At 63.1% G+C, this 24,699-nt stretch carries 30 protein-coding genes; 25 read left to right on the plus strand and 5 right to left on the minus strand.

Features of this window, described 5'->3' with window-relative positions; all coding sequences use genetic code 11:
* The first annotated feature begins 18 nt into the window (after positions 1-18).
* The 17 genes from rplV to map all read left to right on the plus strand — a co-directional run bounded on the left by rplV (position 19) and on the right by map (position 9,865).
* Positions 19-384 (plus strand): 50S ribosomal protein L22, encoded by a 366-nt coding sequence (rplV, locus tag AC1DJB_RS00855; protein ID WP_028265103.1) that lies wholly within the window; start codon positions 19-21, stop codon positions 382-384.
* A complete protein-coding gene (gene rpsC, locus AC1DJB_RS00860; RefSeq protein WP_028265102.1) occupies positions 385-1,221 on the plus strand; it encodes a 30S ribosomal protein S3 in 837 nt (278 codons plus the stop codon).
* Entirely contained in the window at positions 1,222-1,638 is a 417-nt protein-coding gene (gene rplP / locus AC1DJB_RS00865) for a 50S ribosomal protein L16 (protein ID WP_028265101.1), read from the plus strand.
* Between the two features lie 2 nt (positions 1,639-1,640).
* On the plus strand, positions 1,641-1,964 hold the full coding sequence (gene rpmC, locus AC1DJB_RS00870; RefSeq protein ID WP_059387364.1) for a 50S ribosomal protein L29: 324 nt from the start codon (positions 1,641-1,643) through the stop codon (positions 1,962-1,964).
* The gene (gene rpsQ / locus AC1DJB_RS00875) at positions 1,961-2,260 is read left to right on the plus strand and encodes a 30S ribosomal protein S17 (RefSeq protein ID WP_059387365.1); all 300 of its coding nucleotides are present in this window, start codon (positions 1,961-1,963) and stop codon (positions 2,258-2,260) included. The genes rpmC and rpsQ overlap by 4 nt, the downstream gene beginning before the upstream one ends.
* 347 nt (positions 2,261-2,607) lie before the next feature.
* Positions 2,608-2,976, plus strand: coding sequence for a 50S ribosomal protein L14 (gene rplN, locus AC1DJB_RS00880; RefSeq protein WP_003803789.1), 369 nt, complete (start codon positions 2,608-2,610; stop codon positions 2,974-2,976).
* 3 nt (positions 2,977-2,979) lie between these two features.
* Positions 2,980-3,342, plus strand: a complete 363-nt coding sequence (gene rplX, locus AC1DJB_RS00885; RefSeq protein WP_059387366.1) for a 50S ribosomal protein L24 — start codon at positions 2,980-2,982, stop codon at positions 3,340-3,342.
* Positions 3,342-3,920: a 50S ribosomal protein L5 gene (gene rplE / locus AC1DJB_RS00890; protein WP_059387367.1), complete on the plus strand. Its 579-nt coding sequence runs from the start codon at positions 3,342-3,344 to the stop codon at positions 3,918-3,920. Before rplX ends, rplE begins: the two co-directional genes overlap by 1 nt.
* A 77-nt stretch (positions 3,921-3,997) precedes the next feature.
* Positions 3,998-4,396, plus strand: coding sequence for a 30S ribosomal protein S8 (gene rpsH / locus AC1DJB_RS00895; RefSeq protein ID WP_028265096.1), 399 nt, complete (start codon positions 3,998-4,000; stop codon positions 4,394-4,396).
* 18 nt (positions 4,397-4,414) lie between these two features.
* On the plus strand, positions 4,415-4,951 hold the full coding sequence (gene rplF, locus AC1DJB_RS00900) for a 50S ribosomal protein L6 (protein WP_059387368.1): 537 nt from the start codon (positions 4,415-4,417) through the stop codon (positions 4,949-4,951).
* Positions 4,952-4,954: 3 nt separating this feature from the next.
* Positions 4,955-5,338 (plus strand): 50S ribosomal protein L18, encoded by a 384-nt coding sequence (rplR, locus tag AC1DJB_RS00905; protein ID WP_059387369.1) that lies wholly within the window; start codon positions 4,955-4,957, stop codon positions 5,336-5,338.
* Between the two features lie 29 nt (positions 5,339-5,367).
* Positions 5,368-6,039 (plus strand): 30S ribosomal protein S5, encoded by a 672-nt coding sequence (rpsE, locus tag AC1DJB_RS00910; RefSeq protein ID WP_171983517.1) that lies wholly within the window; start codon positions 5,368-5,370, stop codon positions 6,037-6,039.
* A gap of 2 nt (positions 6,040-6,041) precedes the next feature.
* Positions 6,042-6,248 (plus strand): 50S ribosomal protein L30, encoded by a 207-nt coding sequence (rpmD, locus tag AC1DJB_RS00915; protein ID WP_059387371.1) that lies wholly within the window; start codon positions 6,042-6,044, stop codon positions 6,246-6,248.
* A complete protein-coding gene (gene rplO / locus AC1DJB_RS00920; RefSeq protein ID WP_284991834.1) occupies positions 6,248-6,742 on the plus strand; it encodes a 50S ribosomal protein L15 in 495 nt (164 codons plus the stop codon). Before rpmD ends, rplO begins: the two co-directional genes overlap by 1 nt.
* A gap of 187 nt (positions 6,743-6,929) precedes the next feature.
* Positions 6,930-8,240, plus strand: coding sequence for a preprotein translocase subunit SecY (gene secY / locus AC1DJB_RS00925; RefSeq protein WP_059387373.1), 1,311 nt, complete (start codon positions 6,930-6,932; stop codon positions 8,238-8,240).
* Positions 8,241-8,245: 5 nt separating this feature from the next.
* Positions 8,246-8,815, plus strand: a complete 570-nt coding sequence (locus AC1DJB_RS00930; RefSeq protein WP_306959321.1) for an adenylate kinase — start codon at positions 8,246-8,248, stop codon at positions 8,813-8,815.
* A 222-nt stretch (positions 8,816-9,037) separates the two neighbouring features.
* Positions 9,038-9,865, plus strand: coding sequence for a type I methionyl aminopeptidase (gene map / locus AC1DJB_RS00935; RefSeq protein ID WP_307052493.1), 828 nt, complete (start codon positions 9,038-9,040; stop codon positions 9,863-9,865).
* Positions 9,866-9,972: 107 nt separating this feature from the next.
* On the opposite strand, the gene AC1DJB_RS00940 is transcribed toward map, so the two are convergent.
* The 5 genes from AC1DJB_RS00940 to AC1DJB_RS00960 form a co-directional block, all read right to left on the minus strand.
* Complete coding sequence (locus tag AC1DJB_RS00940; protein WP_306958973.1) at positions 9,973-11,319, minus strand: ABC transporter substrate-binding protein; 1,347 nt, start codon at positions 11,317-11,319, stop codon at positions 9,973-9,975.
* A gap of 58 nt (positions 11,320-11,377) precedes the next feature.
* Positions 11,378-12,316: a carbohydrate ABC transporter permease gene (locus tag AC1DJB_RS00945; protein ID WP_307052495.1), complete on the minus strand. Its 939-nt coding sequence runs from the start codon at positions 12,314-12,316 to the stop codon at positions 11,378-11,380.
* Entirely contained in the window at positions 12,313-13,263 is a 951-nt protein-coding gene (locus AC1DJB_RS00950; RefSeq protein WP_306958971.1) for a carbohydrate ABC transporter permease, read from the minus strand. Before AC1DJB_RS00950 ends, AC1DJB_RS00945 begins: the two co-directional genes overlap by 4 nt.
* Before the next feature lie 250 nt (positions 13,264-13,513).
* Complete coding sequence (locus tag AC1DJB_RS00955; RefSeq protein WP_332602046.1) at positions 13,514-14,974, minus strand: chlorohydrolase family protein; 1,461 nt, start codon at positions 14,972-14,974, stop codon at positions 13,514-13,516.
* 36 nt (positions 14,975-15,010) lie between these two features.
* Positions 15,011-15,709 (minus strand): FadR/GntR family transcriptional regulator, encoded by a 699-nt coding sequence (locus AC1DJB_RS00960; protein WP_306958969.1) that lies wholly within the window; start codon positions 15,707-15,709, stop codon positions 15,011-15,013.
* A gap of 114 nt (positions 15,710-15,823) precedes the next feature.
* Between AC1DJB_RS00960 and AC1DJB_RS00965 the strand changes: the two genes are divergently transcribed.
* The 8 genes from AC1DJB_RS00965 to AC1DJB_RS01000 all read left to right on the plus strand — a co-directional run bounded on the left by AC1DJB_RS00965 (position 15,824) and on the right by AC1DJB_RS01000 (position 24,543).
* On the plus strand, positions 15,824-16,933 hold the full coding sequence (locus AC1DJB_RS00965; RefSeq protein ID WP_441432576.1) for a sugar phosphate isomerase/epimerase family protein: 1,110 nt from the start codon (positions 15,824-15,826) through the stop codon (positions 16,931-16,933).
* Positions 16,930-17,817: an ABC transporter permease gene (locus AC1DJB_RS00970; RefSeq protein ID WP_084784298.1), complete on the plus strand. Its 888-nt coding sequence runs from the start codon at positions 16,930-16,932 to the stop codon at positions 17,815-17,817. The genes AC1DJB_RS00965 and AC1DJB_RS00970 overlap by 4 nt, the downstream gene beginning before the upstream one ends.
* Positions 17,818-17,827: 10 nt before the next feature.
* On the plus strand, positions 17,828-18,844 hold the full coding sequence (locus tag AC1DJB_RS00975; protein WP_441432575.1) for an ABC transporter permease: 1,017 nt from the start codon (positions 17,828-17,830) through the stop codon (positions 18,842-18,844).
* Positions 18,844-19,899 carry an ABC transporter ATP-binding protein gene (locus AC1DJB_RS00980; protein ID WP_441432574.1) on the plus strand — a complete coding sequence of 352 codons (1,056 nt, stop codon included), beginning with the start codon at positions 18,844-18,846 and terminating at the stop codon, positions 19,897-19,899. Before AC1DJB_RS00975 ends, AC1DJB_RS00980 begins: the two co-directional genes overlap by 1 nt.
* On the plus strand, positions 19,896-20,741 hold the full coding sequence (locus tag AC1DJB_RS00985; RefSeq protein ID WP_306958966.1) for an ATP-binding cassette domain-containing protein: 846 nt from the start codon (positions 19,896-19,898) through the stop codon (positions 20,739-20,741). The genes AC1DJB_RS00980 and AC1DJB_RS00985 overlap by 4 nt, the downstream gene beginning before the upstream one ends.
* A gap of 1 nt (position 20,742) precedes the next feature.
* Positions 20,743-22,362, plus strand: a complete 1,620-nt coding sequence (locus AC1DJB_RS00990; RefSeq protein WP_441432573.1) for an ABC transporter substrate-binding protein — start codon at positions 20,743-20,745, stop codon at positions 22,360-22,362.
* 85 nt (positions 22,363-22,447) lie between these two features.
* Positions 22,448-23,488 (plus strand): sugar phosphate isomerase/epimerase family protein, encoded by a 1,041-nt coding sequence (locus AC1DJB_RS00995; protein ID WP_441432572.1) that lies wholly within the window; start codon positions 22,448-22,450, stop codon positions 23,486-23,488.
* Between the two features lie 107 nt (positions 23,489-23,595).
* The gene (locus tag AC1DJB_RS01000) at positions 23,596-24,543 is read left to right on the plus strand and encodes a P1 family peptidase (protein WP_441432571.1); all 948 of its coding nucleotides are present in this window, start codon (positions 23,596-23,598) and stop codon (positions 24,541-24,543) included.
* Positions 24,544-24,699: the final 156 nt, after the last annotated feature.

Here is a 24,699-nt window from a genome sequence, read left to right on the forward strand (position 1 = left end):
GACGAGAGAAGGAAAGCAATGGAAGCCAAGGCTATTGCGCGTCACATCCGCGTAACGCCTATGAAGGCCCGGCGCGTCGTCAACCTTGTTCGTGGTAAGCAAGCGAATGAGGCTCTGGCAATTCTGAAGTTCGCCGAACAGGCAGCTTCGGAGCCGGTATTCAAGGTAGTTCAGTCGGCAATGGCAAACGCACGGGTCCTCGCGGACCGCGACGGCGTTGCCTTTGACGAAGGAGACCTCTACATCAGCGAAGCGTTTGTTGATGAAGGCCCGACCATGAAGCGGTTCCAGCCGCGTGCTCAGGGTCGCGCATTTCAGATCAAGAAGCGCACGAGCCACATCACCGTGGTAGTCGCTACCCCGGAGAAAGAGGAGGCTCGCTAAGTGGGACAGAAAGTAAACCCGCACGGGTTCCGACTCGGCATCACCACCGATCACGTATCGCACTGGTTTGCTGACAGCACCAAGGCTGGCCAGCGGTACAAGGACTTCGTTCGCGAAGACATCCGCATCCGCCAGCTCATGTCCACGGGTATGGAGCGCGCTGGCATCGCCAAGGTCGAAATCGAGCGCACCCGTGACCGTGTCCGCGTGGACATCCACACGGCCCGCCCGGGTATCGTCATCGGCCGCCGCGGCGCAGAAGCAGACCGCATTCGCGGCGAGCTCGAGAAGCTCACCGGCAAGCAGGTCCAGCTGAACATCCTCGAGGTCAAGAACCCCGAGATGGAAGCCCAGCTTGTTGCCCAGGGCGTTGCTGAGCAGCTGACTTCCCGCGTGGCTTTCCGCCGTGCGATGAAGAAGGCCATGCAGTCCGCACAGCGTGCGGGTGCCAAGGGTATCCGTATTGCTTGCTCCGGTCGACTGGGTGGCGCAGAAATGTCCCGCTCGGAGTTCTACCGCGAAGGCCGTGTGCCCCTGCACACCCTGCGTGCGAACATCGACTACGGCTTCTACGAAGCCAAGACCACCTTCGGCCGCATCGGCGTGAAGGTCTGGATCTACAAGGGCGACGTCACTGCCAAGGAACTGGCTCAGCAGGCAGCTGCTGCTCCGTCCCGCGGCCGTGGTCCGAGCGACCGCCCGGGCCGCCCGGGTGGCGCCGACCGTGGTGACCGCCGTCGTCGTACCGACCGTCCGGCAGCTGACGCAGCACCTGTTGCTGCAGAGGCTCCGGCAGCTGAAGCTGCTGCTCCCGCAGCAGAAGGAGGACAGGCTTAAATGCTTATCCCACGTCGAGTCAAGCACCGTAAGCAGCACCACCCGGGTCGTTCCGGCGCTGCAACGGGCGGCACCAAGGTCACCTTCGGTGAGTACGGCATCCAGGCGCTGAGCCCGGCCTACGTCACGAACCGTCAGATCGAGTCTGCCCGTATCGCGATGACCCGCCACATCAAGCGTGGCGGTAAGGTCTGGATCAACATTTATCCGGACCGTCCGCTGACGAAGAAGCCGGCCGAAACCCGCATGGGTTCCGGTAAGGGTTCTCCGGAATGGTGGGTCGCAAACGTCAAGCCGGGCCGCGTTCTCTTCGAGCTCGCCGGTGTCAATGAAGAGGTAGCTCGCGAGGCACTGCGCCTGGCAATCCACAAGCTGCCGTTGAAGGCACGCATTGTGCGTCGCGAAGGTGGTGAATAGAAATGGCAGTAGGGTCGAAGGATCTCGCACCCGCACAGCTGGACGGTTTCGACAACGAGCGTCTCGTTGAAGAACTCCGCAAGTCCAAGGAAGAGCTGTTCAACCTGCGTTTCCAGTCCGCCACCGGACAGTTGGAGAACCACGGTCGTCTGCGCGCGGTAAAGAAGGACATCGCACGCATCTACACCGTTCTCCGTGAGCGCGAGCTGGGCATTCGTGCCGAGGTTGCCGCACCGGTTGTGGAAGCCAAGGAAGAAAAGAAGTCCAAGAAGGCAGAAGCCAAGGCTGAGAAGGCCGAAGCCGAGGCTGGAGAGGACGCCAAGTGAGCGAACAGAAGGAAACTGTGACGGAAGCAGCAGCCAGCGCTGAACAGCGCGGTTACCGTAAGACGCGTCGCGGCTACGTTGTCTCTGACAAGATGGAAAAGACCATCGTTGTTCAGGTTGAAGACCGCGTGAAGCACGCTCTGTACGGCAAGGTCATTCGCCGCACCTCGAAGATCAAGGCTCACGACGAGCAGAACACCGCCGGCATCGGCGACCTCGTTCTGATCTCTGAGACCCGCCCGCTGTCCGCTACAAAGCGGTGGCGCCTGGTCGAGATCCTCGAAAAGGCTAAGTAATCCCGCGCCGGGCTTTGTCCGGCAGCGATATGGATTGGTGGAAGGCCCGTATTCCGGAAGGAATGCGGGCCTTTCCGCGTTTCGGTCCTTAGCATAAAACGTGCTAGGATATTGAGTTTGTATGGCGCCAGTTGTGCGTCAACAACCACCTCGTAAACAATCGTGCCGCGGCATACTGCCCCGCGCAGTTATTTCCGCAAGGGAAGCTGATGCTGGCGGCACGGGAGTTTAGGCCTGCACTGGCAAAATCCAGGCAGGTCAAGAGACACCCCGATCAACCGTTCCGCAAGGCTCATTCCGTATGCTCCATTTCGGTCTGAGAACCGGCGCGACGCAAGGAGTAAAAATTGATTCAGCAGGAGTCGCGACTGAAGGTCGCCGACAACACGGGTGCTAAGGAAATCCTTACCATTCGCGTTCTCGGTGGATCCGGCCGTCGCTACGCAGGCATTGGCGACGTCATTGTCGCAACCGTCAAGGACGCTATCCCGGGCGGCAACGTAAAGAAGGGTGACGTCGTCAAGGCTGTCATCGTTCGTACCAAGAAGGAACGCCGCCGTGCGGATGGTTCCTACATCAAGTTTGACGAGAACGCAGCTGTGATTCTGAAGAACGACGGCGACCCCCGCGGTACCCGTATCTTCGGCCCGGTTGGTCGTGAACTGCGTGACAAGAAGTTCATGAAGATCGTTTCGCTGGCTCCGGAGGTGCTGTAACCCATGGGTGCAAAGATCAAGAAGGGTGACCTGGTTCAGGTCATCACCGGCGCCAAGCAGGAACGTGGCGGCGACCGTGGCAAGCAGGGCAAGGTTCTTCGCGTGTTCACCGAGACCAACCGCGTCCTGGTAGAAGGCATCAACCGAGTCACCAAGCACACCAAGGTCGGTCAGTCGCAGCGCGGCACCAAGACCGGTGGCATCGAGGTCGTTGAGGCCCCGATCCACGTCTCCAACGTTGCTCTTGTTGACCCCTCGACCAAGAAGCCGACCCGCGTTGGTTTCCGTCTCGAGACCGTTGAGAAGGACGGCGTCTCCAAGTCCGTCCGTGTCCGCGTGTCCAAGGCATCCGGGAAGGACATCTAATGACTGAGACTCTCGAGACTCCAGCGAAGATCGTTCCGCGTCTGAAGACGAAGTACGCCGATTCCATCAAGCAGACCCTGGTTGAGGAATTCAAGTACGAGAACGTGAACCAGGTTCCCCGCCTGGTGAAGGTTGTTGTGAACATGGGTGTTGGAGATGCCGCCAAGGACTCCAAGTTGATCGACGGCGCTGTCCGCGACCTCACCCTGATCACCGGCCAGAAGCCGCAGGTTACCAAGGCCCGCAAGTCGATCGCACAGTTCAAGCTGCGCGAAGGCATGCCCATCGGTGCACACGCAACTCTGCGTGGGGACCGTATGTGGGAATTCGTGGACCGCCTCGTGACCCTCGCCCTGCCCCGTATCCGCGACTTCCGCGGCCTCAACGGCAAGCAGTTCGACGGCAACGGCAACTACACCTTCGGTCTGACCGAGCAGGTTATGTTCCACGAAATCGACCAGGACTCCATCGACCGCGTTCGCGGTATGGACATCACGGTCGTCACCACTGCAAAGACCGATGACGAAGGCCGTGCGCTGCTCAAGGCACTTGGCTTCCCGTTCAAATCCGAAGACTAATAACTACGTAGTAGGTCCGGCCGCGGCTGCTTTGCAGCCAACGCGGAAACCATTACGAGGAAGGGCAAGAGCCCACAATGACTATGACAGATCCTGTCGCAGACATGCTTACGCGTCTGCGCAACGCCAACTCGGCATACCACGACACCGTGAGCATGCCGTACAGCAAGCTCAAGGCACGCGTTGCCGACATCCTGAAGGCAGAAGGCTACATCGCTGCTTGGAAGGAAGAGGAAGCCGAAGTCGGCAAGAAGCTGACCATCGACCTCAAGTTCGGTCCGAACCGCGAGCGTTCGATTGCTGGTGTCCGCCGCATTTCCAAGCCTGGTCTCCGCGTTTACGCGAAGTCCACCAACCTGCCTCACGTGCTGGGTGGCCTGGGTATCGCAATCCTGTCCACCTCTTCCGGCCTCCTGACTGACAAGCAGGCCGGCAAGAAGGGCGTGGGCGGCGAAGTCCTCGCGTACGTCTGGTAACGGGAAAGGAAGAGAATAATGTCACGTATTGGACGTCTCCCCATCACCGTTCCTGCCGGCGTTGAAGTTAAGGTTGATGGCTCTGTCATCAACGTCAAGGGCACCAAAGGCGAGCTGAGCCACACTGTAGCCAGCCCGATCGAGGTCACCCTGGACGAAAGCACCTTGACTGTCACCCGCCCGAACGACGAGCGCGCTTCGCGTTCCCTGCACGGCCTGACCCGCACCCTGATCGCGAACATGATCGAGGGCGTCACCAAGGGCTACGAAAAGAAGCTTGAAATCGTTGGTACCGGTTACCGCGTTCAGGCCAAGGGTTCTGACCTTGAGTTCGCTCTCGGCTTCAGCCACCCGGTCAATGTCTCCGCTCCGGAAGGCATCACCTTCACGGTGGAGGGGCCGACCAAGCTCTCCGTCGCTGGTATCTCCAAGCAGCAGGTCGGCGAGGTTGCTGCCAACATTCGCAAGCTGCGCAAGCCCGACCCCTACAAGGGCAAGGGTGTCCGTTACGCCGGCGAAGTTATCCGCCGCAAGGTCGGAAAGGCTGGTAAGTAAACCATGGCCATCGCAATTAACAAGAAGCGTACGAACAAGAGCAAGTCTGCTGCACGCAGCCGTCGCCAGCTTCGTATCCGCAAGCGCATCACCGGCACGGCTGTTCGTCCTCGTCTGGTCGTCAACCGCTCCGCACGCCACATCTTCGTCCAGGTTGTCGATGACAGCAAGGGTGTAACCGTGGCTTACGCCTCCACTTTGGAAGCTGACCTTCGTGCATTCGACGGCGACAAGACTGCCAAGGCCAAGCGCGTCGGCGAGCTCGTTGCCGGGCGTGCCAAGGCTGCAGGCATCGAAGCTGTTGTCTTCGACCGCGGTGGTAACAAGTACCACGGCCGGATCGCCGCCGTCGCTGACGGCGCACGTGAAGGTGGGCTGGCACTGTGACCGTTGAGAATAACGAAAAGGACATTCAGGTGACTGAAGCTGCAGCTGCTGAGGCAACTGAGACTGCTGCTGCCACCGACGACCGCCGCGGCGGCCGTCGTGGCGAGCGTGGTGACCGTGGCCAGGGCCGCGGCGACCGTGGTGGCCGTGGTGGCCGCGACGGCGGTCGCGAGGCCGAGAAGAGCCAGTTCGTAGAGCGCGTTGTAACCATCAACCGTGTTGCCAAGGTCGTCAAGGGTGGTCGTCGCTTCAGCTTCACCGCCCTGGTCGTCGTCGGTGACGGCAACGGCCTGGTTGGCGTCGGCTACGGCAAGGCGAAGGAAGTTCCGGCAGCTATCGCGAAGGGCGTTGAAGAGGCTAAGAAGTCCTTCTTCCGCGTTCCCCGCGTTGGCAACACCATCCCGCACCGCGTGCAGGGTGAGGCCGCAGCAGGCGTTGTCATGCTGCGTCCGGCTTCCCCGGGTACCGGTGTTATCGCCGGTGGTCCGGTCCGCGCGGTACTGGAATGCGTCGGTATCCACGACGTTCTCTCCAAGTCGCTCGGTTCCTCGAACGCCATCAACATCGTTCACGCGACTGTTGACGCCCTGAAGCGACTGGAAGAGCCCGCTTCCGTGGCAGCCCGCCGTGGCCTGCCGCTGGACGAGGTTGCTCCTGCTGCTCTGGTGCGCGCACTCCAGAACCAGAAGGCAGGTGTCTAGTCATGGCTAAGAACCTGACTCCCTCCGACGCTCAGTTGGAGATCACCCAGATCAAGGGCGTCATCGGCGCCAAGCAGAACCAGCGTGAGACCCTGCGGTCCCTCGGCCTCAAGCGCATCGGACACACTGTTGTCCGTACCGCTGATGCCGTAACCGTTGGAATGCTCAACACGGTTCCGCACCTCGTGAATGTAGAGGAGGCGAAGTAATGGCCGAGAACAAAACCGCCGATAAGGCAGAGAACGTGGCTGCCGACAAGCAGAACACTCTGAAGGTCCACCACCTGCGTCCCGCCCCCGGTGCCAAGACTGCCAAGACCCGTGTTGGTCGTGGTGAAGGCTCCAAGGGTAAGACCGCAGGTCGCGGTACCAAGGGTACGAAGGCCCGCTACCAGGTCAAGGCTGGCTTTGCCGGCGGCCAGCTGCCGCTGCACATGCGCCTGCCGAAGCTTCGCGGCTTTAAGAACCCGTTCCGGGTTGAGTTCCAGGTTGTAAACCTGGACAAGCTCAACGAGCTGTTCCCGGAAGGTGGCGCTGTCACCGTCGAGTCCCTGGTTGAGAAGGGTGCCGTTCGCAAGAACCAGCCCGTCAAGGTGCTGGGCACCGGCGACATCACCGTCAAGGTTGACGTCACCGCCCACGCTTTCTCCTCCAGCGCAGCTGAGAAGATCGCAGCAGCAGGCGGAACCACCACTGCCCTCTAAGGGCTCTGGGCTATCGCTCGCTGTAAAAAGACTCCCGGTGCGGAGGGCTTCGGCCCCCTGCTCCGGGAGTTTTTTGATATGGCGCGCACCCCTCGATTGTTCGCATGGCGCATCAAACCGTTAGACTCGGGTGTTGGGTTTCAATGACCCCTTTCGACACCCTTGGACTTTTAACTCAGGAGGACGCTTGCTAAGCGCATTCGGCCGGGCATTTCGGACGCCTGATCTGCGACGCAAGTTGTTGTTCACGCTGGGAATCATCACAATCTTCCGCTTGGGAGCTTTTATCCCCTCGCCTGGTGTGAGCTACCAAAATGTTCAGCAATGTTTGTCAAGCAATCAGGACCAGGGCGGCCTCTACCAGCTCGTCAACCTGTTCAGCGGTGGTGCACTGCTGCAGGTTTCGATCTTTGCCCTGGGGATCATGCCGTACATCACGGCGAGCATCATCGTGCAGCTGCTCCGCGTGGTCATTCCGCGGTTCCAGCAGCTGTATGACGAAGGTGCCTCGGGCCAGTCGAAGCTGACGCAGTACACGCGTTATCTGACCATTGCGCTGGGCCTGCTGAACGCCACCACGCTGGTGTCCCTGGCACGCTCCGGACAGCTGCTGCCGAACTGCCAGCTGCCGATCATCCCGGACACGAGCATCATCGCCACGATCCTCGTGGTCATCACCTTGACGGCCGGTACAGGCCTCATCATGTGGATGGGCGAACTGGTTACCGAGAAGGGCGTGGGCAACGGCATGTCCCTGCTCATCTTCACCTCCATCGCTGCCGGCTTCCCGACCTCGCTCGGTGCCATCTGGAACTCCAAGGGACCGGGCACCTTCTTCACGGTGTTGGCGATCGGCCTCGTAACCGTCGCGCTCGTGGTCTTCGTGGAGCAGTCCCAGCGGCGCATTCCGGTCCAGTACGCCAAGCGTATGATCGGCCGGCGCACCGTGGGCGGCACCAGCACCTACATCCCCATCAAGGTGAACATGGCCGGCGTCGTGCCTGTCATCTTTGCCTCCTCGATGCTCTACCTGCCGGGGCTGATTGCACAGTTCAACCAGCCGAAGGCCGGAGAGTCCATCGCTCCGTGGGTTGAGTGGATCAACAACAACCTCACCAAGGGCGACCACCCCATCTACATGGCGCTGTATTTCGTCATGATTGTGTTCTTCACCTACTTCTACGTCGCGATCACCTTCAACCCTGAAGAGGTCTCGGACAACATGAAGAAGTACGGCGGGTTCATTCCGGGCATCCGGGCGGGTAAACCGACCGCGGACTACCTGCAGTACGTGCTTTCCAGGATCACCCTCCCCGGCGCCTTCTACTTGGGCTTCGTGGCGTTGATTCCGCTGGTCGCACTCGTCCTGATCAGCGCCAACCAGAACTTCCCGTTCGGTGGCACGTCGATTCTGATCATGGTGGGTGTGGGCCTGGAAACCGTCAAGCAGATTGATGCGCAGCTACAACAACGTCACTACGAAGGGCTTTTGCGATGACGAGAATGCTGATCATTGGACCCCCGGGTTCGGGCAAGGGAACCCAGGCTGAGCGGATTTCCGAGCGCTTGGGCGTAGTCGCCATCTCCACCGGCGACATCTTCCGTGCGAACGTCAAGGGCGAAACCCCGCTGGGTATCGAGGCAAAGAAGTACATGGACGCCGGCGATTTCGTTCCGGACAGCGTCACCAACAAGATGGTCCGCGACCGCCTGAGTGAGAGCGACGTCGAGAACGGCTTCCTGCTCGACGGCTACCCGCGCACCACCGCCCAGGTGGAATACCTGGACCGGATCCTCGCCGACACGGAAGAGAAGCTCGACGTCGTGCTTCAGCTGACGGCCGACGACGAGGAACTTGTTACTCGTTTGCTGGGCCGTGCCAAGGAGACCGGGCGCTCGGATGACAACGAAGGCGTCATCCGCCACCGCCTGGACCTCTACCACGAGCAGACCGAGGCCGTCGTGGCCAAGTATGCCGAACGGGGCATCCTGACCCAGGTCGATGGCATTGGCGGCATCGACGAGGTCACGGATCGCGTGCTGCTGGCCATCGAGGCAGCCAAGGCGGTCTAGCCGCCGCACGACTGTTGAAGAGGGTGTGTCCCGCGCCGGAGCTGACTGCTCCCGTGCGGGACACGCCCTTTTTGCTTCCCCGTTTGAGCGCCTGAAATCAGAACCAATTCACGGGCGTTTGTGGCTCCGGTTTCGGGCTGGGCCGCTGATGCGGGAAAATAGGAAGCCAGAGGGGGTCTGGATCTGCAGCCCACCACAAGCAGCACACGACAAGAGGAGACCATGGCGTTCGGCCAGCCCCGCATCGAATACAAGACCAATGAGCAAATGCGCAAAATGCACGAGGCCGGATTGGTCCTCAGCAGAGCGCTCGACGCAGCCGTTGAAGCTGCGAAACCGGGCGTGACCACGCGCGAGATCGACGCCGTTTTCGCCGCGGTCCTCATCGACGCTGGAGCGAAGTCGAACTTCCTCGGATACCACGGCTTCCCCGCCACCATCTGCACATCCGTCAACGAGGAAGTGGTTCACGGCATCCCAGGCGACCGGGTCCTGCAGGATGGGGACATCATTTCGATTGATGGCGGGGCGATCGTTGACGGTTGGCACTCCGACTCCGCACGCACTGTGATAGTCGGCGCGGCGGATCCTGAAGATCAGCGGCTCTCGGATGTCACCCAAGCCGCCATGTGGCGCGGAATCGCTGCTTTGGCCAAAGGCAAGTTCGTCGGCGATATCGGCAACGCCGTGGACGACTACGTCTCCTCCGTCCCGGGAAAGCCGCTGGGCATCCTGGAAGACTACGTAGGCCACGGCATCGGCTCCGAGATGCACATGGCCCCTGACGTGTTGAACTACCGCACCACCCACCGAGGCCCGAAAATCAGGCCGGGACTGTGCCTTGCGATTGAGCCCATGCTCGTCCGCGGCAGCATCGAAACAGCAACCCTCGACGACGACTGGACTGTGGTGACCACCGACGGGAAGCGTTCGTGCCAGTGGGAGCACTCGGTCGCCGTCCACGAAAAGGGCATCTGGGTGCTTTCCGCGCCCGACGGCGGCGCGGAGCAGCTGGCGCCGCTCGGCGTCGTGCCCGTTCCGATTCCCTGATCAGGCGCGGCTGCCCAACTAGCTCGCATTAGATGTCGTTCTGACGCGTCAAAACGACATTAATTGCAAGCTAGTTGGGCAGCGGGCAGCACTCGGCGCGTTGAGCCTCAGCTCTTGAGCTTGGGCTTCACGTCCTTGGTGTAGATGCCATCGAGGGTTGTCTTGAGGTCCGTCATGGTGGCCTTCACGTCGCCCTGCTGGGTGAGGATCTTCGCAGCGGCCTTGGCCATTTCCTGATCGGCGCCGGGCAGGAATACGCGGGCGTTGTCCTGCACCTTGGTCACGGCGAGCTGGTCCATGGCCGTCTTGATTTGCGGAGTCTTGGCGAGGACTGCAGTCATGTCCGCGGAAACGCGCGTGGGCATGTAGCCGGTGGCAGCGGAGAATGCCGCCGTGTTCTCCGGTTCGGTCATGAATTTCAGGAAAGTGGCAGCCGCGAGCTGGACTTCCTTGCTGACGCCGCTGGGAATCCCGAGCCCCGCGCCGCCGGTGGGGCAGACGTTGGTCTCGGCCTTGGGGCCGCCCGGCAGGAAGCCGACGCCGACGTTGAACTTAGCGGACTTCAGCACGCCCAGCAGGTCTCCGGTAGAGGAGATCGTGGTGGACGTGATGCCTGCGGAAAAGTCGTCCGCGGCGTTCTTGGAGGAGACGCCGGCCCACTTGTCCTTGTAGATGGAGTCCTGGGCCCACTGCAGGGCCGTGACGGACTCGGTGGAGTCGCAGTTGAAGGTCCAGCCGTTGGACCAGCTGCCGCCCCAGCCCCACAGGTTGTTCTGCAGGGTCCAGCCGGCGTATCCGGCAAGGGCCGGGTAGATGTAGGCGTACTTCGCGCCCGAGCTTGCCTGGAGCTTGGGGGCCCACTCGGCGAACTCCTGCCAGGTCTTGGGAGCCCGGTCCGGAAGGCCGGCGGCCTTGAAGTGGTCCTTGTTGTAGTAGAAGAGCGGGGTGGAGCGGCCGTAGGGGAGCGCCCACTGCTTGTTGGCGTACTGGTAGTCCGCGACGAGGGACTTCTGGAAGTCGTCAATCTTGACGTCCATCTGCTTGATGAGTCCGTCCAACGGGATGATATTGCCGTTGGTGTAGTAGCGGAACCACCAGACGTCGGAGAGCACCACGAGGCCGGGGAGGGCCGACTTCGCTGCCTGCGAGGTCTGGAACTTCTGCGCGATTTCCTCGTAGTTGGCGCCCGCCGTCACGAGGTTCACCTTGATGTCCGGGAACTTCGCCTGGAACTTGTCGATGATGGATTGCTCGACGGCCTGGGACTGCCCGGGGTGGCTGGTCCAAAAGTCGAAGGAGCCGGCCGGCTTGACCCCCGTGAAGTCGATGTCCGAGGGGCTGCTGCTCGTTGCGCTGCCGCCCGTCGACGGACCGCCGCATGCTGCAAGGGCGGCGGCGCCGACTCCGAGTCCGGCGAGCCCCAGGAAGTTTCTACGATCAAGATTCATTGCCATGGTTGGTCCTCTCAAGGATGCAAAGGTGGTGATGGGGTTGTGTGGACGTGCTGTGCTGTTAGCCGGTGACGCTGCCCTGGGTGAGCCCGGCAACGATGTAGCGTTGCAACGCTGCGAAGACCAGGAGGATGGGAATGATCACCAGGACAGCTCCTGCCATCAAGATCCCCCAGCCTGCGCCGTTTCCCTCGGAGTTTTGAAGGAGAGTCAGGCCGACCGGGAGGGTCATGGTTTCCGGGCGGTCCGTGATGATCAGGGGCCAGATGTAGTCGTTCCATTCGCTGACGACTGTGACGAGGGCAACGGTGGCGATCGAGGGGAGCGAAACGGGGACAACCACTTGCCAGAGCCTGCGCCAATGGCCCGCACCGTCGATTTCCGCCGCTTCGAGGATGGACCCCGGAAGGGTCTTGAAATGCTGGCGAAGGAGGAAGGTTCCGAAGGCCGTGCCGAGTCCCGGGAGAATGATTCCCCACAGGGTGTTCTTCCCGCCGATCCCTGCGATCAGGATGTAGTTGGGGAGGATCGACACCTGCGGCGGCACCATCAGGGCCACGAGGATCACGACGAAGATGACGTTCTTGAACGGGAAACGGACAAAAACCAGGGCGTAGGCCGTCAGGATCGCCAGGATCACCTTGACTGTGGAGCCGACCGTGGTGACGATCAGGCTGTTCAGGAAGAACTGTGCGAACGGCACAGTGGTCATGGCCGTGTGGTAGTTCTCCAGGTTCAGGCCCTGCGGGAGTATCTTGAGATCCGTGGTGACGATCTCGCCGGGCTGCTTGAAGGAACTCAGCAGCATCCACAACAGCGGCAGGACTACCACGAGGGTGGCCACGATCAGCGGGATGTAGCCGCCTGCCAGCGTCTGGATGAGGTTCGCGCGGGAGAACGGCTTGTCGCGCTGCGCCGGCAGGTCCGGACCGCCGTCGGGAGCTTTAAGGGTCCCGACGCCGCTCGCGGGGTTGGGGCTGACGGGGGAGAGCGTGCTCATGAGTAGTGCACCTTCCGTTCGACGAACCGCAACTGGAGCACGGTGATGATGAGCAGGATGGCGAACAGCACCACTGAAATGGCGGCGGAGTAGCCGGCTCGGTTGTAGGCGCCAAAGGCCTGCAGATAGGCCTCGTAGATCAGGGTGCTGGTGCCGTTGCCCAGCGGCGTCATGATGCGGATCAGGTCGAAGGCCTGAAGTGAGCTGATCATCGTGGTGATGAGCAGGAAGAACGTGGTGGGCGAGAGCAGGGGAACGGAAATGCTCATGAAGCGGCGGAACCCGTTGGCTCCGTCCAGGGAAGCGGCCTCCATGACGTCCTTCGGGAGCGATTGGAGCCCGGCGAGGTACACGACCGCGCAGTAGCCCAGGTTCTTCCAGACGTAGACGATGATGACCATCGCGAGGGAGAGTTGCGGATCGTTGATCCACTGGGGACTTTGCTGGCCGATGCCGCGGAGCAGCCAGGACAGCACGCCGTATCCGGGATCGAAGATGAACAGCCATACGAGGCCGACGCCCACTCCACTGAGGACGTAGGGGGCGAAGACGGCAGAGCGCGCAAATGTGGTGCCGCGGACCTTCGCGTTCAAGGCCAGGGCCACCAAGAGGCCCAGCACCATGGAGCCACCGACGGTGACCACGGTGAAGATGAGCGTGGTGCCGAGTACTTGCGGGGCGTCGGAGCTGGTGAAGAAGGTGACGTAGTTGTCGAGGCCAACGACGGTGGCCGAGGTGGAGCCCAGGGTCCAGTCAAGGGTCGAGTAATACATGTTGTTGATGAGGGGCAGATACGTGAACACCGCGATCAGCGCCAAGTTCGGCAATGCCAATGCCAGGAATACGAAGAAGTCGCGTCGGGTTCGGCCGGACCAGCGTCCCCGGCGCTGAGGGGCCGGGACAGCCTGCGCGGTGGCCGCGGGGCTGCCAGTCAGTTGTGTTGTCATGGGGGTCTCTAACGGTTCGCAGATATCGGGGCGCGCCGGACTCGGACTGGTGGGTCAAGGGGGCGGCTAGTTTTTACCTCACCACACGCAAACACCTGTCAAGTCACAAAAGGGGGCGTTCGCGGGATTGTTGGACAAGCCTTCTGCGCTCGTTCACTCGATGTTTCGTGGCGGATGGGGCCGTGTTTACATTCGAGGCACGACTACCGTTTGTTCCCAGGCCGCCGAAGGTCCTGCGCGCTGCGCGGGTTCAGCGCAGGGGAAAGCTCGGCGGAAGGAGCTCGTGGATGGGGCGGCGGGCGTAATCCGAGTCGCTCAGCGAGGCAATGTACTGGTTCAGGAATGCCTGGGCACGTTCCCGGTAGTCGCTGGTGTCCACGGTGACGATTTCGCCCCGGTCCACAATGGTGCGGCCGGCCACCACTACCCGCGTGATGTCCCGTCCGTCCGAGTTCATGATGAGTGTGCGGATGGGGTCGGCGTACGGACCAATATGGCTGCTGCTCAGGTCCAGGACGAAGTAGTCGGCCTGCGCTCCAGGTGCCAGCCGGCCCAGATCGGAACGGCCGAGGGACTCGGCGGGGTCCAGGGTGGCCGAGCGGAACAGGTCTGCGGCCTGGGCGCTTGAGCGGTCCCCGGTGAGGGTCTTGGTCATCCCCATCGCCAGGTCCATGGCCCGGATCATGTTGGGCGGGGCTGAGTCGGTGCCCAGTACGATCCGCACCCCGCGGTCGCGGTAGGAGTCATAGTTGTCGAGCATCCCGCCGTAATGTGCCATGGGGATGGGGCAGAGCAGGACCGACGTTCCGGACCCGGCGAGCAGCGCCAGATCGTCCCCGGTGCCTGCGGAGGCAGGCATGTGCGGGTGCCCGGGGATGGCCCAGGCGTGGGGGATGTAGGTGCGTTCCGCGAGGAAACCGAGATCGGCCAGGTAAGGGAGTGGACGCCGTCCCGTGCGGGCGATCATCGTCTCGACCTCGAAGAGCCCCTGGGCGGCGTGCAGGCGCACGGGGACCTTGAGCTCATCGGCGGCTTGCCGGGTGAGGCGGAGGGTCTGTTCGGTCTGCGTTTCGATCCGGGCCGGTAGCAATGCCGCCCGGATCAAACCATGGGCCCGCCCTTCGTAGTCCTGGGCGAAGCGAACGGCTTGGTCGAGGCCGTCGAGGCCGCGCCGTTCGTCCTCATGGAGCATCACCCGCTTGCCGTCCGTATAGGGGACTGCCGTACGGTAGCTCGGCCCCAGGTAGGCCCGGACGCCGAGGTCCTCCACGGCGGCGGCCGTGTCGGCAAGGTCCTCATAGTCCTCGCACCATTCGTGGTAGCTCTCGGACGCAATGGGCATGAGCGTGGTGATGCCGTTGCGGACCAATTGGGACAGGGCGAACTCGCGTCGGAACCGTGCCTGCTCGCGGGTGAACACGGCTCCGTGGTCCCCCAGGTAGGACTCGGACCAGACGAGGCCGAGCCGCCGGCCGGGATCCGGCCAGGAATCGAAAAGGGCGTGGTCGATATCTGCGAGGGCGTTCAAGTCAATGAATCCGGGGGACACGATTGCCTCCCCGGCGTCGATGTCAATGTCCACTTTCCCAGGGTAGTCCCGGCCCACGAAGACAATGGTTCCGTCCTCGTGGACCAGCTCCGCGTCGGGCAGGATGCAGTGGTCGCCGTCGGCATAGCCAATGATGAAGGCGGCCTTGATGCGCGTGATCACGGCTCTCCTTGATGGTGTTGTCGAGGTTCGGAGATCCTAGGACCCGGTGGAGCCGACGGGCTTGCCTTCCAAATCCGAAGCCTGGTTGTCCAGGATCGCTCCAGCCACCAGCATGGCGTCCTGTGTGGAGCGGTCGCGGATGGCGTCAAAAAGCTCGTCATGGCTATCGTGCTCGGCGTGGGCAGCACGGTTCAGGCCCTCGGGCGATGTCCACGAACCGTCGATGCTCTCCGCGAGGGAACCATAGATGCCAGCCAGGAGCTGGTTGTGCGCGGCGCCCACCACGGCCCGGTGGAAGTCGATGTCTGCCAGCCGGAATCCGTCCTCGTCGTGGGCTTCCGCGGCGGCGCGGCGTCGATCGAGCGCGTCCTGGAGCTTGTCCAAGTCCTCTTGGTCACGACGCTGTGCAGCGAGGGCGGCGGCAGGAATGTCAAGGCTGCGGCGGACTTCGATGGCTTCGAGCCGGTCCGCTCCCTGGAGGCCTTTGCGGAGGGCGACTTCTTGCTCGTCCACGGCGGCGACAAAGGTTCCGTCACCTTGCCGTGTCACGAGGAGTCCCGCGTGTACCAACGCGCGGAGGGCTTCCCGGAGGGGTGCCCGGCTGAGGCCCAAGGCCTTTCCGAGCTCCGGCTCTGGCGGAATACGGTCTCCGAGGCCCCATTCGCCCTCCCGGATCCGCAGGCGGATGTCATCGATCGCATCGTCGACGACGCTGCGCCGGCCATTCACCGTCATGGTGCCCTCCTTGCTAGGCAATTCGCCGATCCACTTCCGTCAACGAAGCGTCTCATATGGGGCTCGAAAAATCCACCCTTTCGTAAGACGTCTTACGAGTGTATCTTGGCAAACATGACCCAGATCACACACGTGCTACCTGATTCACGGGCCCTCGGCGCCGGCGAGCTGCCGGAGACGCGGCTGGGAGTCCAGTTCACCCGCTACCCTGGCCACGAAGACCGGCCACTGGTGGAATCGCTTCGGGCCGCCTTGGACGACGGCTTCACCCTGGTGGTGCTCAACAGCATCTCTGCGGAACTTTCGAGCGAAGCGCCCGGCCAACCGAACAAGGCCGGAGAACTGAACGAGGTTGCAGAGGAAGCCCGGCATGCCGGCGTCGAACTCCAGCTGGGCTTGGGCTGCGCAGGGCCGTTCGATGATCCCGCCATGGTTCGGGCCGGACTGAACAGGACCCTGGTTCGCGGCCTGGAACTAGGCGTCACTGAGTTCTTTGTTTACACCCGGTCAGTTCGCGAAGGTGCCTCGGAACAAGGCAGGTTCCTCGACCACCCTGCCCAGCTCCGGCTCATCCGGGCGAACCTCGAGACGCTTGCGTCCACAGCACGTGACGCCAGGGTCCACATCAACGTCAAGACCCATGAAGACCTGGCTTCACCTGAAGTGCACGCATTGGTCCAGTCCTTGGACCCCGCAGTCTTCGGAATCGGATTCGATGTGGCCAACCTGGTGGTTCGTGGAGAGGATCCTGTCGATGCGGCCCGGGCGCTCGGGCCGCAGGTCCGGATGACGCATTTGGAGGACGCGGTCCTGTTCCCGCTGCCGCACGGGTACCGACGTCGCCTGCGGGCGGTGGGCGAAGGAGTTTTCGACTGGGAAGCGATACTCGGCCACCTTCTCCGCGCCGGGGTGCGCGACTTCACCCTGGAACAGCACCGGGGAAAGTTCGACGCTCCGGTTTTCGACCGTTCGTGGTTCACCCACGAACCACACCTCGACGCCGCGGGGCTGGGCCAGTTGGCCCGGCTCGGTGTTGCAACGCACGACGGCGTGGCGCGCGGGCGTATCCCGGCGCTCGCCGACTGGGACGACGAGCCCGCCCCCGCCGAGCGCCGTCGTCAACTGCTCCACAGTGCCGCCACTGTGCGGACGATCCTCACATCAATGGGTGCCGGCGTGAAGAAGCCGGCCACGATCCTTTCCGGAGAGGAAGGACTCTCATGACAGCCATTGCCGCCCCACAGATCGTTGTCCCGGTCAGAAGGAGACCCTTCAGGAGCTTCCTTCGTCGGGACAGGGCATTGACCATGACCTTGTCGTTCCTGGCCGCCCTCATTGTGGCCACCTTGATTGGCCCCTTGGTCTGGCGCGTGCAACCCGATGCCATCAACCTCGGCGCCGTCCTGCAGTCTCCAAGCCTGGGACACCCTATGGGCACGGACGACACCGGGCGGGACGTGTTGGCCCGGGTCCTGGCGGGTGGGCGGACGTCGATCCTGGCCGGTCTGACCATTGCACTGATCGGCGCGGTCGCCGGGTGTATCGCTGCCCTTTTGGCGGGATCGATGCGCGGCTGGGTAGACACGCTCTTTACCTGGCTGACCAACTCCATCCTCTGCTTCCCTGCCATCCTTCTGGCGATGGCGATCGCGATGGCACTGCAGCCGGGAGTCACGGCGGTGGTCATCGGGCTTTCGCTGCACTCGTTCCCCTGGTACATGCGGACGCTTCGCGGGGAGGTGATGCGCTTGTACGGCCAGGACTTCGTTCGCTCCACGGTCGCACTCGGAGCACACCCCGCCCGCGTGCTGTTCCGCCACGTTTTCCCGCACCTGGTCCCGATCATGATCCTGCAGATGGCCGCCGTCTTCGGTGCGTCGGTGCTCTCCCTGGCTGCCCTCGGTTACCTGGGCCTCGGCGCTCAACCTCCGACGGCCGAATGGGGAGAAATGATCACCGATGGCCAGCAATTCTTCCTGACGGGTCAATGGTGGATCGCGGGCTTCCCCGGCCTGGGCCTGCTCCTTGCCGTCAGCCTGACCACCATGATCGCGGACAGGGCCCGGGAAGTCCTGGATCCACGCGGCGAATTCATCCAGGCGAAATGAGGCTTTTTCGATGATTAGCACCATTTTCAAACGGCTCGGCATAGCACTGGCCACGGTCTTCGGGGCTTCGATCTTCGCCTTCATCCTCCTCCGCAAGGTTCCCGGTGACCCGGCCCGGGCCATTGCCGGCGATGCGGCCACCGACGACGCCATCGCGGCGCTGCGGAAGTCCATGGGACTGGATGACAACCTCTTCGTCCAGTACGGGAACTACATGGGCTCGCTCCTCCGCGGTGACTTCGGCTTCTCTTACAGCACCGGCAACAGCGTCGGTAGCCTCCTTGCCCAACGGCTGCCGGCGACGATCGAACTGGGGCTGCTGTCAGTAGTCATTGCCATTGTGGCGGCGGTCCTCGCCGCGAGCATCGCTGTCTACTCACGACGCCGCTGGCCGGACCGGTTTCTTCGCATCGCTTCCTCCCTGGCCATGGGATCGCCACCCTTCTGGATCGCCCTGCTTGCCTTGCTGGTTCTCTCGATCCAGCTCGGGATATTCCCGGGTCCTGAAGGCCGGCTGTCACCCGGGATGCTCCGTCCGACGAACGTCACCGGCATGTTTACGGTGGACGCCCTGCTTGCGGGACAGTGGGGGACTTTCGCCAATGCGAGCTGGCACCTGATCCTGCCCGCAACGATTATCGCCTTGGGTCCGTTCGCCTTCCTCAGCCGGCTGTACCGGAACCAGCTTCGTGGCACGCTGCGGGAAACCTTCGTCACAGTCGCCCAGAGCCATGGCCTCCGCAGGTTCCCGGTCTACTCGCGCCACGTGGCCCCGCACGGGCTGTTGGCACTGTTACCGGCTGCTTCGCTGTTGTTCGCCGATCTCCTGGCTGGAAGCCTGCTGGTCGAGAAAGTTTTCGGATGGCCGGGCATAGGTTCCATGACCGCCGACGCCATCATCCAGAAGGACTTTGCCGTGGTCCAGGCGGTACTCCTTTTGGCCGCCATCCTCTACGTGGTAGTCAGCCTCGTCTCGGACCTCGTCATGACCGCGGCAGATCCCCGCACCCGAGTAGGAGCCCGCTAATGTCGCACATCAACGCACTTCCCTTTCCTTCCCGAAGCATTGCCAGCGACGGGATCCCGGGCCAGGCGCCCGTCCTGAGCGTCAAAGGACTAACAACCAATTTCGACACTTCCTCGGGAACCGTCCACGCGGTGCGGGACGTGTCCTTCGACCTCTACAAACGGCAGCGATTGGCGATCGTCGGCGAATCGGGTTCCGGGAAATCCGCCCTCGCCATGTCCCTCGTGGGGCTCGTTCCGCCACCGGGCCGCATTGTGGGCGGCAGCGTCAAGCTCCACGGGACAGAGCTCGTGGGCCTTGACGACGCCGGGATATCCAAGATCCGGGGGCGGGACATCGGCCTGGTATTCCAGGACCCGATGGCTGCCCTGGATCCCCTCAAGACCATCGGAACCCAGTTCGTGGAAACCATCCGGGTGCACCAGGACGTCTCAGTCAAGGTGGCCCGGCGGATGGCCTGCGAACTCCTCGCCGAGGTGGGCGTCAACGATCCGGAACGGAGGATCGCCGACTACCCCCACCAGTACTCCGGGGGCATGAGGCAGCGCGTGCTCATTGCCATGGCCATCGCCAACGATCCCGCCGTGGTCATCGCCGACGAACCGACCACGGCCCTGGACGTCACCACGCAGGCACAAGTCCTGGACCTCCTGGCCAAAATCTGCGACGAACGCGGCAACGCGTTGGTGATGATCACCCACAACCTGGGGATCGTGGAAGAACTCTGCGACAGCGTCAACGTCATGTACGCGGGACGGTTCGTCGAATCGAGCAGCACCCGGTCACTTTTCGGCACGCCGGCCCACCCGTACTCGAAAGCGTTGCTGGACTGCGTCATCGACCCCGCTACGGCCAAGCGCGGCGCGTTGCCGGCCATCCCCGGCTCGCCCCCGGACCTTTCGGCCGATGAGCCCGGATGCCCGTTTGTGTCCCGATGCCCGATCGGCCGGGACGAACTACGGTGCGCAACGGAACGGCCCGAGGCGCGCACCTTGGCGGGCGGCGCCGTCGTCCGCTGCCACTTCGCGAGCGATACCCCAGGAGATCCAGCATGAGCAACGCAGCCACAGCCCCGCTCTTGCGGGTGGCGAACCTCAACAAGTCCTACGGCAGGGGTGTCGGTTCCAGGAACAGGACCCAGATCCTGCGGGATGTCTCCTTCGAACTACGACGCGGAGAAACACTGGGGCTCGTGGGGGAATCGGGCAGCGGCAAGTCCACCACGGCTGCGTGCGTCATGGGCCTGACCGCGGTGGACAGCGGACTGATCGAGTTCGACGGCGTGGACCTCACCTCCTTGTCGAAGCCGGAGATGCGGCGGATGCGCAAACGCATCCAGATGGTGTTCCAGGATCCCAACGGATCACTCGACCCGCGCTTCACGGTTGCCGACCTCGTGGAAGAGCCGCTGGTCATCCACGGAGTCTCGGACTCGGCGGAGCGCTCGCGCCGGGTCGAGGAAGTGCTTGACCGCGTCGGGATCACCCTTAAGCAGGCACAGCGCTATCCGTTCGCGTTTTCCGGCGGTCAACGCCAGCGGATTGCGATTGCACGGGCACTGGTCCTCAATCCGGACCTCGTAGTCCTCGACGAACCGGTGAGCGCGCTGGACGTCTCGATCCAGGCCCAGGTCCTCAATCTCCTGAGCGATCTCCAGGACGAGTTGGGGTTGACCTACTTGTTCATCGTCCATGACTTGGCCGTGGCGCGGCTCATGAGCCATCACATCGCCGTCATGAACTCGGGACAGATCGTGGAAGCCGGAACCTCAGAGGACGTTTTCGACAACACCACCCACCCCTATACCCGTGCGCTGCTGGACGCGGTCCCGGGCGCTCGCCGTCGGGCCAAGGCCCTTGCGGCGGCCGGTACGGCCGTAGCCGTGGAAGGAAAGTGAAATGAGGACCTTGCCCTCCCTGCGTAGCCTGACGAAGAGGACGACGGCGTTCCTCGCCGCCGCGGGTCTGCTCGCCCTGGCGGGCTGTGCCAGTCCGGCCGCTTCGTCCGCCCCGAGCAGCCGGCCCTTCACCGTGAACTGGGCCACGACGCTGACCAACATTGATCCTGCATTCGTGTGCGCCGGCAATGAGAACAGCTTCGCCAGCAACTTTTACGCCCGGCTCGTCAAGCTCGACGAGGATCAACAGCCCGACGGAACGCTCGTGGCCAACACGGACCCTGCCCGGGTCAAGGGGGACTTGGCCACCACCTGGACGGTTTCCCCCGACGGGAAGGCTTACACCTTCTCCTTGCAACCGGGAGCCAAGTTCGCCAACGGCAACCCTTTGGATGCCGAGGCCGTCCGGTACTCGATCATGCGGAACCTCACCATCGGTGGCTGCGGATCCCTCGGCCTGCAAATCGGCCTGACGGACCCGCCCCTGATCAGCAGCGTCGTCGTAGTGGACGCCCAGAATGTCCGGCTCGAACTGTCACGTGCCTACCCCGCAATCCTGGTGACGTTGGCGCAGAGCCGCGGATCGATCTATGACCCGAAAGTCATCAAGGACCACGGCGAGGACAAGAAGGGCGTGCCCAATCAGTGGTTGGCCGCGCATACCGCCAGCAGCAGCGGCCCCTATGTCTTGGACGAGTACGTGACCAACAACTACGCGGTGCTCAAACGCAATCCCAACTATTACGGCCAAGCCGCCAAGGAACCGGTGGTCCGCGTCAACTTCATCACCTCGATCCCCACCCTGATGCTGCAGGCACGCCGGGGCGAGGCGGATGTGACCCTGGGGCTGCCACCATACGTTGTTCACGAACTAAGCCAGAACGACTGCTGCACGGTCACCGCGGCCCCCGCTTTTGCCCCGGTCACGGTGTCCTTCGACAATTCCTCCGGCGTGACCTCGAATCCGAAATTGCGCGAAGCGCTGACGTACGCGGTGCCCTATGAGCAGATCAAGGCCAGCGTGGCTTACGGCTACGCGGACAGCTACTACGGCCCCTTCGTTCCAGGAACACCGGGATTCGACCCGCAACGCTCGGCCGCCCGCCCCCTCGACAAGGACCGGGCACGGGCCTTGGTCAAGGAGTCCGGGCTGGTGAACCCCCAGATCGACCTCATGATCAACCCGACATCGCCGGGGGTCTCCACGCTTGCGACGATCCTGAAAGCCTCGTGGGAGGACATAGGCGTCACGGTCAACATCGATTCGCAGACGCCCACGGCCTTCGCCACGAAGTTCAACACGGGCAAGTACCAGTCTGCGCTGCTGTTCGAGAGCGCCGGCGCGGTGGCTGCCTACGAACTCCGCAAGAAGATGACCTGTGGCAGCAGCTTCAACAACCAGCACATCTGTATCCCAGGGACGCCGGACCTCATGAAGAAGCTGGACAACGCCCCGGATCTCCAGTCGCAGCAGCCCTACATCAACGCGCTGGTGGACGCGTGGCGGGCCAGTTCGCCCACCATCATCCTCTACCGTGCGCAATTCACGGCGGTGCTGGCCCACTCGGTGAAGGCCTTCGACTACGCCTCGTCAACCACCTTCTACAACTGGGGACGGTAGGGGCTAGCTCCCTGGATACCGCCCTGGGCTCCGGAGAGCACCCGCGGCGGACAAGACAACACGAAGAACTAGCTAAGGACGCGAAATGCGAATTGGTGTCGATGGAAGCAAAATCCCCCACGACGCGGACGACTCGGCGATCCGTATCCTCGAACGGGCGCACGGCATGGGGATGGAAGGAGTGTACTTCCGCAGCGTCATGGACGTCTCCCCAACCCTGGACCGCGGCTTGCTCGCAGAGGTCCGGGACTGCGCGGATTCACTCAACCTCTACCTCCAAATGGGCCTCGCGAAGGTCAACCCGTACGCGACGGCTGAAGCTCCGCACGTCCGCAGGCTCGGCGATGGCGACTACACGCGCGGCATGATCAAGATGATCGAGGCCGCGCATGAAGCCGCAGGCGTGACGGACTTGTGGGTGGCGTGTGCCAACTACCAGCGCGGCATGCCGGGCTACTACGTTTTCGACCGCTTCCGGACAGACGCGCCGTGGGCCGACCAGATCGTGGCGATCGAGAAGTTCCTGCGGCTCCTTGCCCCGGTGGCCCGGGACCACGGCGTGCACATGAACATCGAGACACACGAAGAGATCACGAGCTATGAAATCGTCCGCCTGGTGGAAGCCGTGGGGCCGGATGTCCTCGGGGTCACTTTCGACACCGCCAACGTGGTGGTGCGAGGGGAAGACCCTGTGGCTGCTGCGCGTCGCGTTGCACCGTACACCCGGGCCACGCACTTGCGGGATTTTGTCCTCGGTGAACAGGACGGCGTCTTTGGCAGGGTCTTCGCGCCGATCGGCCAGGGCTCGATCGATTGGGACGCGGTGCTCGGCATCCTGCACGCCGAGAACCCGGACCTGCCGCTCTCGATCGAGAACGCAGGTCCCACCCTGCATTTGCCGATCGGCCTCGACGATCCTGAATGGATTGCCATGCACCCTGACCTTGATCAGGACGAAGTGGCCAGCATCCGGGGCATGGCTGCCGAGTACGCGGAACGGACGGAAAGGGGCGAGGCGCCGCGGATCAGCGACTTGCGCGCGGCAACGTACGACGGTGCGCACTTCATCGACGTCTCGGCGAAATCCCTGAGGGACGCACTGTCCCGGATCGGAGCCGCGGTGTAGGCACGACTGCGCTGTCGCACCCAACTGCCTCGCAGTTGTTGTCGTTTAGACGCTTCAGAATGACATTAACTGCCAGTCAGTTGGGTGGGGAGGAGCAGAATAGGCCCATGACTTCCAAGATCACTGATGTGCCGGGAATCCGGGTGGGACATGTCCAGCGGATCGGCGACGGCTGGCTCAGCGGGGTGACCGTTGTCCTTCCGCCGCCCGGGACTGTGGGTTCCGTGGATGTGCGCGGCGGCGGGCCGGGCACGCACGAGACGGACGCCCTCGATCCCACCACCCTGGTGCCCACGGTCGACGCGGTCGTGCTCACCGGCGGGAGCGCCTTCGGTTTGGTCACGGCCCACGGTGCCCAGCGATGGTGCGAAGAACAAAGACGCGGCTTCGCAGTGCCGGGGGGAGTGGTACCGATCGTTCCGGCCGCCGCGATCTTCGACCTGGGTCGCGGCGGTGACTTCGCCGCCCGCCCCGACGAAGCCATGGGATACGAAGCGGCAGGCGCGGCTGCGGCTTCAAGCGAGCACGCCGACGTCGGGCGCGGAAACGTCGGTGCCGGCACTGGTGCCGTGATCGGCCGCGGCGCGTTCAAGGGGGGAGTGGGCACCTCGTCCATCACCCTGGACAGCGGCGTGGTGGTGGGTGCGCTCGCAGTGGTCAACGCGCTCGGGATGCCTTTCGGCATATCGTCCCCGCAGGCGGAAGCCGGCACCTCCGAACCGAGGCCCCCGGCACTGAACACCACGCTCGTCGTCGTCGCCACCAACGCCGTCCTCGACCCGGCAGAATGCAAGCGCACCGCAAGTGCCGCACACGCCGGCCTCGCCCGGGCGTTGAGTCCTTCCCATACCCTCGCCGACGGCGACACCGTGTTCGCGCTGGCGACCGGCGCCGTCGGGCTTGACCGCAGTTCGGAACAAGCGCGGCAAGTCTCGCTCATCACCCTGCAAAGCGCGGCGGCCGACGCCGTCCGCCTGGCTGTCCTCGACGGTGTCGCGGCCGCGGAATCAATCACGACGGCGGCAGGCACCTACCCTGCCTACGGCGCGGTTTAGCGGGATCCAAGGGGGTCCCGCGGCCAGGGGAAGCGTGACACCGTGCCGGTGTCTGCGCTAGCATGGGCGGATTTAACTTTCGCGCCGTCTTGGCGTAGAGTTGTCTGTTGGTTGTCTGCACAGCCACGCCCATTTAACAGGTCGCGAGTCCTGCTT

The organism is Arthrobacter sp. 01T428 (assembly GCF_056398685.1).

What these genes read in the sequence shown, in the direction of transcription:
- rplX (WP_059387366.1), top strand. Translation starts at nt 2,980, where the DNA reads ATGGGTGCAAAGATCAAGAAGGGTGACCTGGTTCAGGTCATCACCGGC.
- rplO (WP_284991834.1), top strand. Translation starts at nt 6,248, where the DNA reads ATGGCCGAGAACAAAACCGCCGATAAGGCAGAGAACGTGGCTGCCGAC.
- rplR (WP_059387369.1), top strand. Translation starts at nt 4,955, where the DNA reads ATGGCCATCGCAATTAACAAGAAGCGTACGAACAAGAGCAAGTCTGCT.
- AC1DJB_RS00960 (WP_306958969.1), bottom strand. Translation starts at nt 15,709, where the DNA reads ATGACGGTGAATGGCCGGCGCAGCGTCGTCGACGATGCGATCGATGAC.
- AC1DJB_RS00930 (WP_306959321.1), top strand. Translation starts at nt 8,246, where the DNA reads ATGCTGATCATTGGACCCCCGGGTTCGGGCAAGGGAACCCAGGCTGAG.
- AC1DJB_RS00970 (WP_084784298.1), top strand. Translation starts at nt 16,930, where the DNA reads ATGACAGCCATTGCCGCCCCACAGATCGTTGTCCCGGTCAGAAGGAGA.
- map (WP_307052493.1), top strand. Translation starts at nt 9,038, where the DNA reads ATGGCGTTCGGCCAGCCCCGCATCGAATACAAGACCAATGAGCAAATG.
- AC1DJB_RS00940 (WP_306958973.1), bottom strand. Translation starts at nt 11,319, where the DNA reads ATGGCAATGAATCTTGATCGTAGAAACTTCCTGGGGCTCGCCGGACTC.
- AC1DJB_RS01000 (WP_441432571.1), top strand. Translation starts at nt 23,596, where the DNA reads ATGACTTCCAAGATCACTGATGTGCCGGGAATCCGGGTGGGACATGTC.
- AC1DJB_RS00945 (WP_307052495.1), bottom strand. Translation starts at nt 12,316, where the DNA reads ATGAGCACGCTCTCCCCCGTCAGCCCCAACCCCGCGAGCGGCGTCGGG.
- AC1DJB_RS00995 (WP_441432572.1), top strand. Translation starts at nt 22,448, where the DNA reads ATGCGAATTGGTGTCGATGGAAGCAAAATCCCCCACGACGCGGACGAC.
- rpmD (WP_059387371.1), top strand. Translation starts at nt 6,042, where the DNA reads ATGGCTAAGAACCTGACTCCCTCCGACGCTCAGTTGGAGATCACCCAG.
- AC1DJB_RS00985 (WP_306958966.1), top strand. Translation starts at nt 19,896, where the DNA reads ATGAGCAACGCAGCCACAGCCCCGCTCTTGCGGGTGGCGAACCTCAAC.
- rpmC (WP_059387364.1), top strand. Translation starts at nt 1,641, where the DNA reads ATGGCAGTAGGGTCGAAGGATCTCGCACCCGCACAGCTGGACGGTTTC.
- AC1DJB_RS00975 (WP_441432575.1), top strand. Translation starts at nt 17,828, where the DNA reads ATGATTAGCACCATTTTCAAACGGCTCGGCATAGCACTGGCCACGGTC.
- rplF (WP_059387368.1), top strand. Translation starts at nt 4,415, where the DNA reads ATGTCACGTATTGGACGTCTCCCCATCACCGTTCCTGCCGGCGTTGAA.
- rpsH (WP_028265096.1), top strand. Translation starts at nt 3,998, where the DNA reads ATGACTATGACAGATCCTGTCGCAGACATGCTTACGCGTCTGCGCAAC.
- AC1DJB_RS00990 (WP_441432573.1), top strand. Translation starts at nt 20,743, where the DNA reads ATGAGGACCTTGCCCTCCCTGCGTAGCCTGACGAAGAGGACGACGGCG.
- rplV (WP_028265103.1), top strand. Translation starts at nt 19, where the DNA reads ATGGAAGCCAAGGCTATTGCGCGTCACATCCGCGTAACGCCTATGAAG.
- rplE (WP_059387367.1), top strand. Translation starts at nt 3,342, where the DNA reads ATGACTGAGACTCTCGAGACTCCAGCGAAGATCGTTCCGCGTCTGAAG.
- AC1DJB_RS00950 (WP_306958971.1), bottom strand. Translation starts at nt 13,263, where the DNA reads ATGACAACACAACTGACTGGCAGCCCCGCGGCCACCGCGCAGGCTGTC.
- AC1DJB_RS00965 (WP_441432576.1), top strand. Translation starts at nt 15,824, where the DNA reads ATGACCCAGATCACACACGTGCTACCTGATTCACGGGCCCTCGGCGCC.
- rplP (WP_028265101.1), top strand. Translation starts at nt 1,222, where the DNA reads ATGCTTATCCCACGTCGAGTCAAGCACCGTAAGCAGCACCACCCGGGT.
- AC1DJB_RS00980 (WP_441432574.1), top strand. Translation starts at nt 18,844, where the DNA reads ATGTCGCACATCAACGCACTTCCCTTTCCTTCCCGAAGCATTGCCAGC.